15 protein-coding genes are annotated in these 13,699 nt (G+C 66.2%); 10 read left to right on the forward strand and 5 right to left on the reverse strand.

Going from position 1 to position 13,699, the window contains the following annotated elements; translation table 11 throughout:
• The first annotated feature begins 8 nt into the window (after positions 1–8).
• The 10 genes from rplS to FDW83_RS13300 all read left to right on the forward strand — a co-directional run bounded on the left by rplS (position 9) and on the right by FDW83_RS13300 (position 8,190).
• Positions 9–371: a 50S ribosomal protein L19 gene (gene rplS, locus FDW83_RS13255; RefSeq protein WP_138138559.1), complete on the forward strand. Its 363-nt coding sequence runs from the start codon at positions 9–11 to the stop codon at positions 369–371.
• 86 nt (positions 372–457) lie between these two features.
• Positions 458–1,135 carry a signal peptidase I gene (gene lepB, locus FDW83_RS13260; protein WP_138138560.1) on the forward strand — a complete coding sequence of 226 codons (678 nt, stop codon included), beginning with the start codon at positions 458–460 and terminating at the stop codon, positions 1,133–1,135.
• Entirely contained in the window at positions 1,136–1,957 is an 822-nt protein-coding gene (gene lepB, locus FDW83_RS13265; RefSeq protein WP_138138561.1) for a signal peptidase I, read from the forward strand.
• Positions 1,958–1,959: 2 nt separating this feature from the next.
• Entirely contained in the window at positions 1,960–2,862 is a 903-nt protein-coding gene (locus FDW83_RS13270; RefSeq protein ID WP_138138562.1) for a ribonuclease HII, read from the forward strand.
• A 49-nt stretch (positions 2,863–2,911) separates the two neighbouring features.
• Positions 2,912–3,238 carry a DUF2469 domain-containing protein gene (locus FDW83_RS13275; protein WP_009359307.1) on the forward strand — a complete coding sequence of 109 codons (327 nt, stop codon included), beginning with the start codon at positions 2,912–2,914 and terminating at the stop codon, positions 3,236–3,238.
• Positions 3,239–3,346: 108 nt separating this feature from the next.
• The gene (locus FDW83_RS13280) at positions 3,347–3,703 is read left to right on the forward strand and encodes a YraN family protein (RefSeq protein ID WP_138138563.1); all 357 of its coding nucleotides are present in this window, start codon (positions 3,347–3,349) and stop codon (positions 3,701–3,703) included.
• Entirely contained in the window at positions 3,704–5,245 is a 1,542-nt protein-coding gene (locus FDW83_RS13285) for a YifB family Mg chelatase-like AAA ATPase (RefSeq protein WP_138138564.1), read from the forward strand. It abuts the gene before it with no gap.
• Positions 5,246–5,256: 11 nt separating this feature from the next.
• The gene (gene dprA / locus FDW83_RS13290) at positions 5,257–6,441 is read left to right on the forward strand and encodes a DNA-processing protein DprA (RefSeq protein WP_138138580.1); all 1,185 of its coding nucleotides are present in this window, start codon (positions 5,257–5,259) and stop codon (positions 6,439–6,441) included.
• 81 nt (positions 6,442–6,522) lie between these two features.
• On the forward strand, positions 6,523–7,449 hold the full coding sequence (locus tag FDW83_RS13295; RefSeq protein WP_138138565.1) for a tyrosine recombinase XerC: 927 nt from the start codon (positions 6,523–6,525) through the stop codon (positions 7,447–7,449).
• A gap of 237 nt (positions 7,450–7,686) precedes the next feature.
• A complete protein-coding gene (locus tag FDW83_RS13300) occupies positions 7,687–8,190 on the forward strand; it encodes a DUF3145 domain-containing protein (RefSeq protein WP_138138566.1) in 504 nt (167 codons plus the stop codon).
• Between the two features lie 122 nt (positions 8,191–8,312).
• Here the strand turns inward: FDW83_RS13300 and FDW83_RS13305 are convergent, their stop codons facing one another.
• From FDW83_RS13305 to FDW83_RS13325, 5 genes are all read right to left on the reverse strand, one after another.
• Positions 8,313–9,548, reverse strand: a complete 1,236-nt coding sequence (locus FDW83_RS13305; RefSeq protein WP_138138567.1) for a beta-ketoacyl synthase — start codon at positions 9,546–9,548, stop codon at positions 8,313–8,315.
• Between the two features lie 157 nt (positions 9,549–9,705).
• Entirely contained in the window at positions 9,706–9,954 is a 249-nt protein-coding gene (locus FDW83_RS13310) for an acyl carrier protein (protein ID WP_138138568.1), read from the reverse strand.
• A gap of 78 nt (positions 9,955–10,032) precedes the next feature.
• Entirely contained in the window at positions 10,033–11,094 is a 1,062-nt protein-coding gene (locus tag FDW83_RS13315) for a beta-ketoacyl-ACP synthase III (protein WP_138138569.1), read from the reverse strand.
• The gene (locus FDW83_RS13320) at positions 11,091–12,023 is read right to left on the reverse strand and encodes an ACP S-malonyltransferase (protein WP_171027552.1); all 933 of its coding nucleotides are present in this window, start codon (positions 12,021–12,023) and stop codon (positions 11,091–11,093) included. Before FDW83_RS13320 ends, FDW83_RS13315 begins: the two co-directional genes overlap by 4 nt.
• 88 nt (positions 12,024–12,111) lie before the next feature.
• Positions 12,112–13,356 carry a CdaR family transcriptional regulator gene (locus FDW83_RS13325; RefSeq protein ID WP_138138571.1) on the reverse strand — a complete coding sequence of 415 codons (1,245 nt, stop codon included), beginning with the start codon at positions 13,354–13,356 and terminating at the stop codon, positions 12,112–12,114.
• Between the last annotated feature and the right edge of the window lie 343 nt (positions 13,357–13,699).

Raw genomic sequence — 13,699 nt, forward strand, 5'->3', positions numbered from 1 at the left:
GTGCAATCATGCATATTCTCGATTCCGTAGATGCAGCTTCGCTGCGCACCGATGTTCCCGAGTTCCGCGCGGGTGACACCCTCAAGGTCCACGTGAACATCATCGAAGGCAAGAACACGCGCGTCCAGGTGTTCCAGGGCTTCGTCATGGGCCGCCAGGGTGACGGCGTCCGCGAGACCTTCACGGTCCGCAAGGTCTCTTTCGGCGTCGGCGTTGAGCGTACCTTCCCGGTCCACTCCCCGATCATCGAAAAGATCGAAGTTGTCACCAAGGGTGACGTCCGCCGCGCCAAGCTGTACTACATGCGTGGACTGCGCGGCAAGGCTGCGAAGATCAAGGAAAAGCGCGACTTCACCGCCGCTGCCAAGTAAGTCCCTTTTCGGACGTACGAAGGCTGGGCCGCAGCCGTATCCGGCCAGCGCCGGAGCCACTCAGCACCAGCGCCAGGATACGGACCATGGACCAGACGAAACGCCAGCCCGCAGGAACGGGCTGGCGTTTTGCGTTACTGGCGCTGATTCTGGCCCTGGCGGTCAGCGGCTTGGTCCGGTCGCTGTGGCTGGACATCTATTTCATCCCGTCCGAATCGATGGAGCCCCTACTTGAAGGCGGGGACCGCATCCTGGTGTCCCGGACGGCCTTCGAATCCGGGCCCGTGCGGCGGGGCGATGTGGTGGTGTTCGACGGACGGGGCACCTTCGCGCCGCTCAACAGCGGGAAGGGACCCCTGCTTGACGCGGCCGCCGGAGTGACCCAGTGGCTGGGCATCACCGGCAGCGACACCACCTACGTGAAACGGGTCATTGGAGTAGCCGGGGACACCGTCATCTGCTGCGACGCAGAAGGAAAAATCACCGTGAACGGTGAACCGCTGGAGGAGCCATACCTGTTCGCCGGCGACGCCCCCAGCACACAAAAATTCAGCGCCCTGGTTCCGGAAGGACGGCTGTGGCTGATGGGCGACCACCGTTCCCTGTCCGCTGACTCCCGCAGCCTGCTGGGCGCACCGGGCGGCGGCATGGTGCCCGTGGATCGCGTCATCGGACGTCCGGTCCAGATCATCTGGCCGCTTGATAGATTTGCTGCAGTACCGCGGCCGCCTGCCGCGGAACCAAACACACAGAACGGACAGTAGATGCCCGAGAACCACCCGCGGACACCGGAACCCCGTCCTGACGGCGCTTCCGGGACCCCCGCAAGCCAGGACCGGGAGGCAGCCGCCCCGGCTGACGACCGTGATGCGCCCGCGGAAACCCGTTCCGCTGCCAGGGCGGCCGGAAAGGAGTCCGGCAGCCAGGTGTTCGCCTGGCTGAAGGAGATCGCCACGGTGGTGGTCATCGCGGTCGTCCTGTCCTTCCTGATCAAGACATTCCTGTTCCGGGCGTTCTTCATCCCGTCCGAATCCATGGTGAACACGCTTGACGTGGATGACCGTATCTTCGTCAACCTGCTCGTGCCTGAACCGTTTTCGCTCAGCCGCGGGGACATCGTGGTCTTCCGCGACACCAAGGGCTGGCTCCCGCCCGTTGAGGAAAAAGGACTAGGGCCGTTCACGTGGGTGCAGGACGGACTGACATTCGTCGGACTGCTTCCCGACAACTCCGAACAACACCTGGTCAAGAGGGTCATCGGGCTGCCCGGCGACCACGTGGTGTGCTGCGACGCCGGCGGTAAACTGACCATCAACGGAACCGCGATTGACGAAAGCTACATCAATCCCGCCGAAGTTCCGCAAGTCCGGAATTTCGACGTCGTTGTGCCCGAAGGGAAGGTGTGGGTGATGGGTGACAACCGCAACCACTCCGCCGACTCCCGCGCCCACATGGACTCCGACGGCGGCTTTATAGACCTCGACGATCTTGAGGGCAAGGCCGCTGTCATCGCCTGGCCGCTCAGCCGGATCACCACCCTGGATAACTACCCGGACGTATTCCGGGACGTACCGGCGGCTCCCTGACCATGTCTCCGGCAGTAAAGGCCAGTCCGGCCAAGGCGACACCGGCGCGCTCCCGTTCCGGCTCGTCAAAGGTGCCCGCCTCCCGCACCGCACCTACGCTGCGGCACGAGCGGACCTTTAAGGCGCAGGGCGTACGGTACCTTGCCGGTGTGGACGAGGTGGGGCGCGGTGCCCTGGCCGGTCCCGTGAGTGTGGGCATCGCCGTCGTGGACCTTGAGCGCCAGAAGCCGCTGGCAGGGGTGCGGGACAGCAAACTCCTGGCCCCCGCCGAGCGCGAGCGGCTGGATCCGCTGGTCCGACGGTGGAGCGTAGCGGCGGCGGTAGGGCACGCCAGTGCACAGGAAATTGACGCTATCGGCATAATCGCCGCGCTCCGCCTGGCAGGTACCCGTGCGTGGCAGGAAGTCCTCGCAGCAGGCGTCACGCCGGACCTGGTCCTGCTTGATGGAAACCACAACTGGCTGTCTCCTGCAGACCAACTGTCCCTGTTCGACCCGCCGGCCGTGGAAGTCAGCTGTGACGCCCCGGTGCACACGAAAATCAAGGCGGACATGCAGTGCCTGAGCGTGGCTGCCGCCAGCGTCATCGCCAAGGTGGAACGGGACAGGACCATGCGGGAACTGCACGCGGAGTACCCCGGCTTTGGTTGGGACATCAACAAGGGCTACGCGACGGCGTCGCACCGGGACGCGCTGCGCACCGCCGGGCCCACCCCCTACCACCGCGTCAGCTGGCGCCTCCTGGGCGGGGACCTGCTGGATGCTGATGAAGTGGACGGCGCGGACCTGGACGCTGATGACGTGGACGGCGCGGACCTGGACGCTGCCGACTTGGAGGCTGCCAACCTCGATGGGGGACTGGAAGACGGCGGCCCTGCCCGCAGTGAACGCTCAGTCCCGGACTGACACTGTCAGCCCGGCGCCCCCGGCAGGGGAGATGGTGCAAGATGGAAGCATGAGTGCTGAAGATCTTGAAAACTATGAAACCGACATGGAGCTGCAGCTCTACCGTGAATACCGGGACGTCGTCGGGCTCTTCAGCTACGTCGTCGAAACTGAACGCCGCTTCTACCTGGCCAACCATGTGGACCTGCAGGCCCGCAGCGCCGATGGCGAAGTGTATTTCGACCTGACACTGCAGGACGCCTGGGTATGGGACGTCTACCGCTCCGCACGGTTCGTGAAGAGCGTTCGCGTCCTCACGTTCAAGGACGTCAACGTCGAAGAACTTCCACGGAACGAGGAACTGGCCATGCCCAAGGACGTGGACCTGGGCAATTAGCCTGAGCCGGGTGCCCACTTTTCCTCCACACGGCGCCCCATCCACATAGGGATACAGCTCCCTGTCCTTCGCGACCACCCGGCAGCAGGCTGGTTGCGGAGGTAGAACATGAAATCGAAAGACCTGTTGGGCAGGCACGGCGAGCAGCTTGCCGCCGGTTACCTTGAATCCCTGGGCATGCTGGTGGTGGAACGCAACTGGCGTTGCCTTGAGGGCGAGATAGACATCGTGGCGTTCGACGGCGATGCCCTGGTGATCGCGGAAGTAAAGACACGCCGCTCCCTTGATTACGGCCATCCCTTCGAAGCTGTGGGAGCGGAAAAACTCGCCCGGCTGCACCGGCTTGGTTCGGCGTGGTGCCGCGATCGTGAACTGCGGATGCCGCTGCGGCGCGTGGACGTCATCGCTGTCATTGACGACGGCGGGGGGACGCCCGTGGTGGAGCACCTCAAGGGGGTGGGGTAAGTGGCACTGGGACGCACCTACTCCATTGCGCTGGTCGGGCTGAACGGCTACGTGGTGGAGGTCGAGGCGGACATTGGCCAGACCCTTCCGGCGTTCATCATCCTGGGACTGCCGGATGCCTCCCTGAACGAGGCGAAGGAACGGATCCGGTCCGCCGCGAAGAACTCAGGCATCCCGTTGAGCCGGAGGAAGATCACCGCCAACCTCATTCCTGCCTCACTGCCCAAGCGCGGCTCCGGCTTCGACCTTGCCGTCACCATGGCCGTACTCCGGGCCGCCAACGACATCAAACCCACGGGCCGTACCGTGTTCATCGCAGAACTCGGGCTGGACGGGCGGCTCCGTCCGGTGCGAGGCATCCTACCGGCCGTTATGGCCTCTGTGCAGGCAGGGTATCCGGAAATCGTGGTGGCGCAGGCAAACCTGGCCGAGGCGTCACTGGTACCCGGGGCAATGGTGCGGGGATACCGTACCCTCGCGAGGCTGGCGCTGGATTTCGGTGCCGATCCCCAGGACCTTGCCCTGGACTTTGAGCCCGACGATGAGGAGGAGGACGACGGGCCAGCCGACATAACGGCCTTCCCCGACATGGCGGACGTATCGGGGCAAGCAGATGCCCGGCACGCCCTGGAGGTTGCCGCGGCGGGCGCACACCACCTGCTGCTGACCGGCCCGCCCGGCGCCGGCAAGACCATGCTGGCGGAGCGTTTGCCCGGCCTGCTGCCGGATCTTGGCGACCAGGAATCGATGGAAGTCACTGCCATCCACTCCCTCTGCGGGCTCCCGTCGTCGTCAGTGCAGCTTCTACGCAGGCCGCCCTTTGAGAACCCGCACCATTCCGCCACGGCGGCTGCCATCATCGGGGGCGGGTCGGGGCTGCCCAGGCCGGGGGCGGCGTCCCGGGCACACCGGGGAGTCCTGTTCCTGGATGAGGCGCCGGAGTATGAACGCCGGGTCCTGGACGCCCTCCGGCAGCCACTGGAAGGCGGAGAACTGGTGATCCACAGGTCAGCAGGGACCGCCGCCTACCCTGCCCGCTTCCAACTGGTGCTTGCTGCAAATCCCTGCCCGTGCGGAAAAGCATCGGGGAAGGGGCTGGAGTGCACCTGCACCCCGGTCATGCGCCGGCGCTACTTTGCCAGGCTGTCCGGACCCCTGCTCGACCGGGTGGACATCCAGCTTCAGGTCGAACGGGTGTCACTTGCTGAATTCGGCCAGGCCGGGGCGGAGGAGGACACCGCGTCCGTTGCACGGCGGGTGCGCGACGCCCGCTGCCGGCAGCTTGACCGGCTCCAGGCGTTTGGGCTGGAAACCAATTCGCAGGTGCCGGGCCGGATCCTGCGCGGCGAACTGCGGCTTGCGCCCGCCGCCACCCGGATCCTGGACCGATCCCTGGAGCGAGGGGTACTCACCGCCCGGGGCTACGACCGGGTGCTTCGGCTGGCGTGGACCATCGCTGATCTGGCGCACCGGGACACGCCGGATGCGAACGATATCGGACAGGCCCTGGGCCTGCGCCAGTCTGCGGTGGCAGCGGCATGAGCCAGGCAACCATGGACAGGGAACGGTTGGCCAGGGCGGCGCTGTCCCGGCTGATGGAGCCGCAGGACGCTGCCGGCCTTGCGCTCGTTCATGTGGCGGGTGCCGTCGATGCCCTCGGCATCGCCACCGGTGAGTTGAAGCCGGGGTCCGGTCTCGAGCGGGACATCACTGCGCTCCTCGCGGACCACGGCCCGTCGCCGGGTTGGACAGGTCTTGCCGCGGCGCTAAAACGCTGGCAGCCGCGGATTCCGGAGCTGGCGCCGGAACGCGACCTGGCCACCATGGCACGGCTGGGTGGCCGGCTTATCGTGCCCTCTGACGAACTGTGGCCGGGCCAATTATCCGACCTCGGGATCCAGGAACCCATCTGCCTGTGGTGGCGCGGCCAGGAACAGCCGCTTCCCGGAGCGGACAGCTGCATCGCGCTGGTTGGATCCCGGGACAGCACTAGCTACGGGGCATCAGTCACCGGAGACTTCGCCTACTCGCTGGCACAGCGCGGATATACCGTGGTGTCCGGCGGAGCATACGGCATCGACGCCCATGCCCACCGTGCAGCACTGGCCGGAGGTTCCGGCGCCATTCCTACGATCGCGGTCATGGCAGGGGGCGTGGACCGGTACTACCCCTCCGGAAATGAGGACCTCCTGAGGGCCGTCGGCAACCAGGGGGCCGTGCTGGCCGAAGTGCCCCCGGGCTCAGCCCCAACCCGGTACCGTTTCCTGCAGCGGAACCGGTTGATCGCAGCCCTGTCCGCGGTGACAGTGGTGGTCGAGGCGCGGTGGCGTTCCGGGGCACTCAACACGGCCCATCATGCAGAAACCCTGGGGCGGGCGGTTGGCGCAGTGCCCGGTTCCGTCCACAGCGCAAACTCCGCCGGGTGCCACCGTCTTCTTCGCGATGGGGGAGCTGTCTGCGTTACCGATGCTGCCGAAATCGTGGAACTGGCCTCGCCGAGCGGGGTTTCGCTACCTGGGCAGCGCCAGGCCGCTGCCCAGGTCCAGGACGGGCTGACCCTTGAGGACCTGATCCTTCTGGACGCGCTGCCGCTCAGGTCAACCACGTCCATCGAAAAGCTTTCCGCGGTTGCCGGCCTGGGACAGGAGTCGGTGCGGGCCGGACTCGGGAGGCTGGGCCTGCTCGGCCTGGCCGTATCGGAGCGGGGCGGCTGGAAACGGGGCAAGGGGTCGGTGTGACCGGCAGCCCGGGGCCAAGTACCTGCTGCACGGGACCGTGTCGGCTCCCGCTTCAGGGACCAACACTGCGACAGTTAAGGAGTGGAAAATGTGGAACTGCCCCCGGACCTCGACGAGGCATTGGTTGCGTTCGCGGGCTACCTGTCGGGCGAGCGGGGCATGTCGGACCACACCCGGCGTGCCTATCTGGCGGACTTGCGCAGTCTCCTAACGCATGCCGCCTCGGAAGGCGCCACCGGGATCAGCGATCTTGACCTGGGAACACTTCGCCGCTGGCTCGGTGCCCAAAGCCAGTCCGGAGCCGCGCGCTCCACCCTCGCCCGCCGTTCCGCCACTGTCCGCTCTTTCACCGCCTGGGCGCTCAGGGAAGAGCGGACTGCAGTGGACCCGGCCCTCCGGTTGAAGGCGCCCAAGCGTGAACGGTCGCTGCCCGGGATCCTGCAAACGTCACAAATGACGCGGTTGCTGGCACAGATGGAGGAAGCGGCCGCCGACGGTGCGCCACTGGCCGTCCGCAACCGTGCCATTGTTGAACTCCTCTACGCGACGGGCTTGCGCGTGGGTGAACTCGCCGGCCTGGACGTTGACGACCTGGATCCGGATCGGCGGACGTTGCGCGTGCTGGGCAAAGGCAACAAGGAACGTACCGTTCCCTACGGCGTTCCGGCGGCGGTGGCTGTTGACGATTGGCTGCGGCGCGGCCGCCCGCTGCTGGCCAAAGACAACAGCGGCCCTGCGCTCTTCCTTGGCGCCCGGGGCGGCCGCGTCGACCAGCGGCAGGTACGGGAACTGGTGAACGGACTCTTTGAAGCACTGGGCGACACGTCGGCATCAGGGCCGCACGCACTCCGCCATTCCGCCGCCACCCATCTGCTCGACGGCGGGGCCGACCTGCGGGCGGTGCAGGAGATCCTGGGCCACAGCAGCCTCGCGACCACCCAGATCTACACGCACGTTTCCGTGGACAGGCTTCGCAGAAGCTATCAGCAGGCGCACCCACGGGCATGACTACAGGTGCGCTAATCGCACTGGCGTAATTCTGCAGGGTACGGCACAATAAGAGTCACGTCCGGCAACTTTCAAGTGCCGCTTGAAGCCCTAGGCTTGAGCGGTACGGCGAGACCGGACACACCTTATTCCGGACAATTGAATAATCAGGCAGCAAGTCCCGCTGGGCAGGGCGCAGCAGTTCCATCCAGGCACAAGGTCGTAGGGGAAGACGTACCTAGAGCTATGGAGGATGGAATGTCTGTTGCAATGACCCGCGGTGTACTTTTCGTTCACTCGGCCCCTACGGCCCTGTGCCCGCATGTTGAGTGGGCTATCGGATCCGTCGTGGACAAGCGGACGGATCTTGAGTGGACCCCGCAGCCTGCCGCGCCCGGAATGTTCCGTGCCGAACTGTCCTGGACCGGGTCCCCCGGCACCGGGGCCAAACTGGCGTCCTCTCTCCGCGGTTGGGCGCACCTCCGCTTTGAAGTCACGGAGGAACCAAGCCCCGGAGTCGACGGTGGCCGGTGGTCCCATACTCCCGAACTCGGTATCTTCCACGCCGTCACGGACGTCCACGGCAACATCATGGTCTCAGAGGACCGTATCCGGTACGCCTACGAGTCCGGGGCCGGTGATCCCGCAGCTGTGTACCACGAACTGTCGCTTGCCCTCGGTGAGGCCTGGGACGAGGAGCTTGAGCCGTTCCGGCACGCAGCCGAGGGCGCTCCTGTGCGCTGGCTGCACCAGGTGGGCTGACCGCCGTCGTACGTCCGTTCCGTGGCCTGGAATGTCGCGGGCATCACAGCACTCCATAGCAAAGGGGAGGCCCCGCCAAGCCGGCGGGGCCTCCCCTTGTGTGCGGGCCGGGCCCTGACGTCTCAAACGCTGCGGACAGCAATGACGGCGTTGTGGCCGCCGAAGCCAAAGGAGTTGCTCAATGCCACGATATTCCCCGCCGGCAGGTCGCGCGCGGAGGTGACGACGTCCAGCGGGATTTCCGGGTCCTGGTTTTCCAGGTTGATGGTGACCGGGGCCTTGCGGTCATGCACCGCGAGGACGGTAAGGACTGCTTCAACTGCGCCGGACGCGCCCAGGAGGTGGCCCATCTGGGACTTCGTGGCAGAGACGGCCACGTTGTCCACATGCTTGCCCAGGGCGGCCCGCAGGGCGATGTACTCCGGCTTGTCGCCCACTGGAGTGGAGGTGGCGTGGGCGTTCACGTGGACCACGTCTTCGGCCTGGATCCGGCCGTCGAACATCGCCGCCTTCAGGGCACGGGTTGCACCAAGACCCTCGGGGTCCGGCGCAGTGATGTGGTAGGCGTCGGCGGTCACGGACGTACCGGCCAGCTCACCGTAGATCCGGGCGCCGCGGGCGAGGGCGTGTTCCTCGGCCTCGAGGACGAGCGCGCCTGCGCCTTCGCCCATCACGAAACCGTCGCGTGCGGTGTCATACGGACGCGAAGCGCGCTCCGGTTCGTCATTGCGGCGGGACAGGGCCTGCATGGAGGCGAAGGCGGCAAGCGGCATCGGGTGGATTGCTGCTTCCGCGCCGCCGCACATCACTACGTCAGCCTTGCCGGACCGGATGAGGTCCAGGCCGAGGTGCATGGCTTCGGTGCCGGAGGCGCAGGCGGAAACGGGGGTGTGGGCACCGGCCCGCGCACCAAGGTCCAGGCTGACGGCGGCGGCGACACCGTTGGGCATCAGCATGGGGACCGTCATGGGCAGGACGCGGCGGGGGCCCTTTTCCTTCAGCGTGTCCCAGGCTTCCAGCAGTGTCCAGACGCCGCCGATGCCGGTGGCGAAGGCCACGGCGAGGCGGTCCTGGTCGATGTCGGTGATGCCGGCGTCAGCCCAGGCCTCGCGCGCTGCAATGACGCCGAACTGCGTGGAAGGGTCCATCCGCTTGGCCTCCACGCGGCTGAGCACATCCAGGGCTGGAGTGCTGCAGCGGGCGGCGAAGTGGACCGGGAGTTCGTACTTGGCAACCCAGTCGTCCTCCAGGGTGCGGGCACCGGAGACCCCCTTGAGCGCGTTGTTCCACATCGTGGGTACGTCGCCGCCAATGGGCGTGGTGGCGCCCAGGCCGGTAATGACTACTTTGCGTGTCAAAGGATCGCTCTTTTCGTCGGTTGGGGATTCCGTCTCCGTCCCGGAGGGTCCCGCAGTTGCTGCCCGGCTCAGGGCCGGAGGAAGAAAAATACGGCGGGGCTGCCGGCCCGGTCATCCGGACCGGCGGCCCCGCCAGGCAAAGCGGTGAAGGCCCTGACTAGGCCTGTGCGCCGGCGATGAAGCTGACAGCGTCACCAACGGTCTTGAGGTTCTTGACCTCTTCGTCCGGGATGCGCACGCCGAACTTCTCTTCGGCGTTGACCACGATGGTCATCATGGAGATGGAGTCGATGTCCAGGTCCTCGGTGAAGGACTTGTCCAGCTCTACGGCCTCGGTGGCCAGGCCGGTTTCCTCGTTGACGATTTCAGCCAGGCCGGCCAGGATCTCTTCGTTGCTGCTAGCCATTGGTGGCTCCTTTTCTCGTTTTACCGGCAGGGGGCTGCCGGACATGGGTCGGGCCGCGGATGCGGCCCCTTGGGGTTTCTAGGGAAGGACAACTACCTGCGCGCCGAAGACCAGCCCGGCACCGAAGCCGATCTGCAGCGCCAGCCCGCCGCTGAGCCCAGGGTTTTCCTGCAGCAGGCGGTGGGTTGCCAGCGGGATGGATGCAGCGGAGGTGTTGCCGGCGTCGGCAATGTCCCGTGCCACTGTAACCGTCTCCGGCAGCTTCAGCTTCTTCACCATCTCATCGATGATGCGCATGTTGGCCTGGTGGGGAATGAAGGCCACCAGGTCATCGGCCTCCACGCCGGCTGCCTCGAGCGCCTGCTGGGCCACTTTGGCCATTTCCCAGACGGCCCACCGGAAGACCGTCTGGCCGTCCTGGCGGAGCGTGGGATACAGCTCCTGGGCTTCTTCAAGGAGGGCGAGGTCGCCGGTGGAGTCGGACTGGCGGGCTGCCAGGCCCAGGTCGCGGACGTCAAGCATGGAGCGGGTCATGCCGATGGCGTCCCACTTGCTGCCGTCGGAGCCCCACACGCTCGGGGCGATGCCCGGCACGTCGGACGGGCCGATAACCACGGCGCCGGCACCGTCACCCAGCAGGAAGGAGATGGTGCGTTCCCGGTTGTCGATGACATCGGACAGCTTTTCTGCCCCGACCACGAGCACGTACTTGGCCGTTCCGGAGCGGACCAGGGCATCGCCCTGGGCAATCCCGTAGCAGTAGCCGGCGCAGGCGGCGGAGATGTCGAAGGCAGGAGCAGGCGTCGCGCCGAGGCGGTCGGCAAGGCTCGCGGCAGCCGACGGCGTGGCGTACGGATGGGTCACCGTGGACACGATGACGGCACCGAGGTCGGAGGCCTGGATTCCGGCCTTTTCCATCGCCTCGCGGGCAGCACCCTCGGCCATGTCGATGACGCTGACATCCGGCTTGGCGCGGTGCCTGGTCACAATCCCCGTGCGCTGGCGGATCCACTCGTCCGAGGAATCGATCCACTGGCAGACGTCCTCATTGGTGACAATGACGTCGGGACGGTAGGCCCCCAGCCCGAGGATGCGCGTGTGCTCCTGGATCGGGGCCTGTTTCAGCGTGGGAACGCTCATGCCTTGCTGCCCTCCAGTTCCGCGAAGAGTGCAAGGGCGGCGGACAGGTCGTCGGGAGTCTTTACCGCGACGGTCTTGACGCCGGGCATGCCGCGCTTGGCGAGGCCGGCCAGGGTGCCTGCCGGAGCCAGTTCGATCACGCCGGTGACGCCGCGCCGGACGAGGGTTTCCATGCAAAGGTCCCAGCGCACCGGCCGGGAAACCTGGGCGATAAGGCTTTCGACGGCGGCAGGGCCATTGGTGACTTCGCCGCCGTCGTAGTTGGACAGCAGGGGAACGGATGGCGCCTGCGGCTTCAGCCGCGGCTCAAGCGCCTTCAGGGCGCTGACAGCAGGGGCCATGTGGCTGGTATGGAAGGCGCCCGCGACCTTCAGCGGAATGACCCTGGCCTTGGCGGGAGGGTTGTCCGCAAGGGCCTTCAACTGTTCGAAGGTGCCTGCGGCCACGGTCTGGCCGGCGCCGTTAACGTTGGCCGGGGTTGCACCCGACGCTTCAATTGCGGCCAGGACTTCGGCAGGGTCTCCGCCCACGACGGCACTCATGCCCGTGGGGGTGACGGCGGCTGCAGCTGCCATGCTGTTGGCCCGCTCGCGGACGAACGTCATGGCTTCCTGCTCCGTCAGGACCCCGGCAAGGGCAGATGCAGTGATTTCACCCACCGAGTGGCCGGCCAGGATGACGGGCAGGGAGTTGAGGTCCACATCAAAGAGGGAAGCAGCGGCCGCAAGGCCGGCCGCAACGATCAGGGGCTGCGCTACGGCAGTGTCCTTGATGGTTTCCTCGTCGGAGGTGGTTCCGTGGGCGATGAGGTCCAGGCCGGCGATATCGCTCAAGGCGGCCAGGTGGCCTGCCACCGGGGGCAGTTCCAGCCAGGGGGCCAGAAAACCCGGGGTTTGTGAGCCCTGTCCAGGGCAGACTATTGCAAGCACGTAACCAGCTTTCCAAATTCCTGTGTGATCCAACGGTGTTTGTCCGCACCAAGCTCACAGAGTCGAGTTGTAGGAAGTCTACAACGACTCAGGGCTGGTTCCGCGACGGTTGACGCTCCGTGGCGGCTTTTGGCGGGGCCGAGAGCCGGCCCACCACAAGCGCGGCCTGCAGGACAAAAGCCTCGCGCGGAAGCAGCGGATCCCATCCCGTCACGTCGCACACCCGCTTCAACCGGTACCGGACAGTGTTCGCATGCACAAAGAGTTCCCGTGCGGTGGCCTCCAGGGAATGTCCCAGTTCAAGATACGTACCCAGGGTTTCCACAAGGCCGTTTGATGCGGCCAGGAGGGGGCGGTAGATGTTCTTGACGAGGGACCGGCGCGCCGCGTCGTCGCCGGAGATCACACGTTCGGGGAGCAGGTCATCCGCTGCCACCGGCCGCGGCGCCGACGGCCAGGCTTTGGCCGCGGTAAGTCCCGAAAAGGCGGACTGGGCGGAGCCGCTTGCTTCAAGGAGGGACCCTGCCTCGGGGCCGTACACAACAGGTCCGGGGGCGAACATTTCGCTCAATTTCACGTAGGCCGTTTCCCTGTCCTGGACGCCTCCGAGGATGAGGATCAGCCGGTCGCCCTGGATGCCCACGAGGGCGTCTTCGGCGTAGCGCCCGGCCATGCGGCGTAATTCGCTGACGTAGCTGGCGCTGGGTTCCGAGGGGGAGTTGCCCACCATGACGGTGAAGCGCTCCTGCGCCTTCCACCCCAGCGCCGCGATCCTGGACCGCAACGCGTCGGTGTTTTCGCCGCGGAGGATGGCGTCCACGATCAGCGCTTCAAGGCGCGTGTCCCACGAGCCGCGGGATTCGGCGGCGCGGGCGTAGACGTCTGCGGCGGCGAAAGCCACCTCCCGTGAATAGCGCAGCACGGCTTCCCGGAGGGACGGCTGGTCGGCTTCCGGGGCAATGTCCGGTACCTGGTCTTCCACCACCTCCACGACGATCCTGATGAGCTGCAGCGCCTTTTGCAGGCTGATTGACCGCGTCAGTTCCGTGGGTGCCGTGCCGAAGACGTCGGTAAGGATCCACGACGGCGAGCTCGGACGTTCGTACCAGGTGACGAAGGCCGCGATTCCGTTTTGCGCCACCATGCCCAGTGCCGACCGTTCATCCGCACTCAGCCGGCTGTACCAGGGCAGCGACTGTTCCAGCTTGCGCATTGTGGTGGTGGAGAGCTGCCCGACGTTCGCACGCAGCCTTTTGAGGGTTTCGGACTTTTCCGGGCTGACCCTGGCCTGGGCAGGATTGCGCTTCGCGGACGGGTTGGCTGGTGCTGGCATTCTTTGAGCATACGGGTAGCGCCCGGCAAGCTCCATTTGTGCGAAGGCTACAATCGGCGTTGTCCTGCGTCACACCGCTTACGCTCGGTTTGACGAACGACGGCGGCCCCCGCCTTACGGTGGGGGCCGCCGTCGTTCACGCCTTGGCTGGGGAGTTTTTGGGCAGATATGCCGGGTTCCGGGGCCCGGAAGTCAGCTTAGCTGCACAAAAACTCCGGGGGAGGGTTAGGCCTCGCCTCCGGCGTTGCCGGTGGTGCCGGCATTGACGTTGTGCAGGCGGTACTTCTCGATTGCCTTGACCGGGGCCTGGGCGTCCACCTCGCCACGGCGGGCCAGCATCTCA

Origin of the sequence: Pseudarthrobacter sp. NamE2 (genome assembly GCF_005796205.1) — a bacterium.
Lineage (GTDB): Bacteria > Actinomycetota > Actinomycetes > Actinomycetales > Micrococcaceae > Arthrobacter.

Excerpts from the sequence above, each read along its gene's own strand:
- lepB (WP_138138560.1), top strand. The coding sequence starts at position 458 with ATGGACCAGACGAAACGCCAGCCCGCAGGAACGGGCTGGCGTTTTGCG.
- FDW83_RS13275 (WP_009359307.1), top strand. The coding sequence starts at position 2,912 with ATGAGTGCTGAAGATCTTGAAAACTATGAAACCGACATGGAGCTGCAG.
- lepB (WP_138138561.1), top strand. The coding sequence starts at position 1,136 with ATGCCCGAGAACCACCCGCGGACACCGGAACCCCGTCCTGACGGCGCT.
- FDW83_RS13310 (WP_138138568.1), bottom strand. The coding sequence starts at position 9,954 with ATGGCTAGCAGCAACGAAGAGATCCTGGCCGGCCTGGCTGAAATCGTC.
- FDW83_RS13270 (WP_138138562.1), top strand. The coding sequence starts at position 1,960 with ATGTCTCCGGCAGTAAAGGCCAGTCCGGCCAAGGCGACACCGGCGCGC.
- FDW83_RS13280 (WP_138138563.1), top strand. The coding sequence starts at position 3,347 with ATGAAATCGAAAGACCTGTTGGGCAGGCACGGCGAGCAGCTTGCCGCC.
- FDW83_RS13315 (WP_138138569.1), bottom strand. The coding sequence starts at position 11,094 with ATGAGCGTTCCCACGCTGAAACAGGCCCCGATCCAGGAGCACACGCGC.
- dprA (WP_138138580.1), top strand. The coding sequence starts at position 5,257 with ATGGACAGGGAACGGTTGGCCAGGGCGGCGCTGTCCCGGCTGATGGAG.
- FDW83_RS13300 (WP_138138566.1), top strand. The coding sequence starts at position 7,687 with ATGTCTGTTGCAATGACCCGCGGTGTACTTTTCGTTCACTCGGCCCCT.
- rplS (WP_138138559.1), top strand. The coding sequence starts at position 9 with ATGCATATTCTCGATTCCGTAGATGCAGCTTCGCTGCGCACCGATGTT.
- FDW83_RS13325 (WP_138138571.1), bottom strand. The coding sequence starts at position 13,356 with ATGCCAGCACCAGCCAACCCGTCCGCGAAGCGCAATCCTGCCCAGGCC.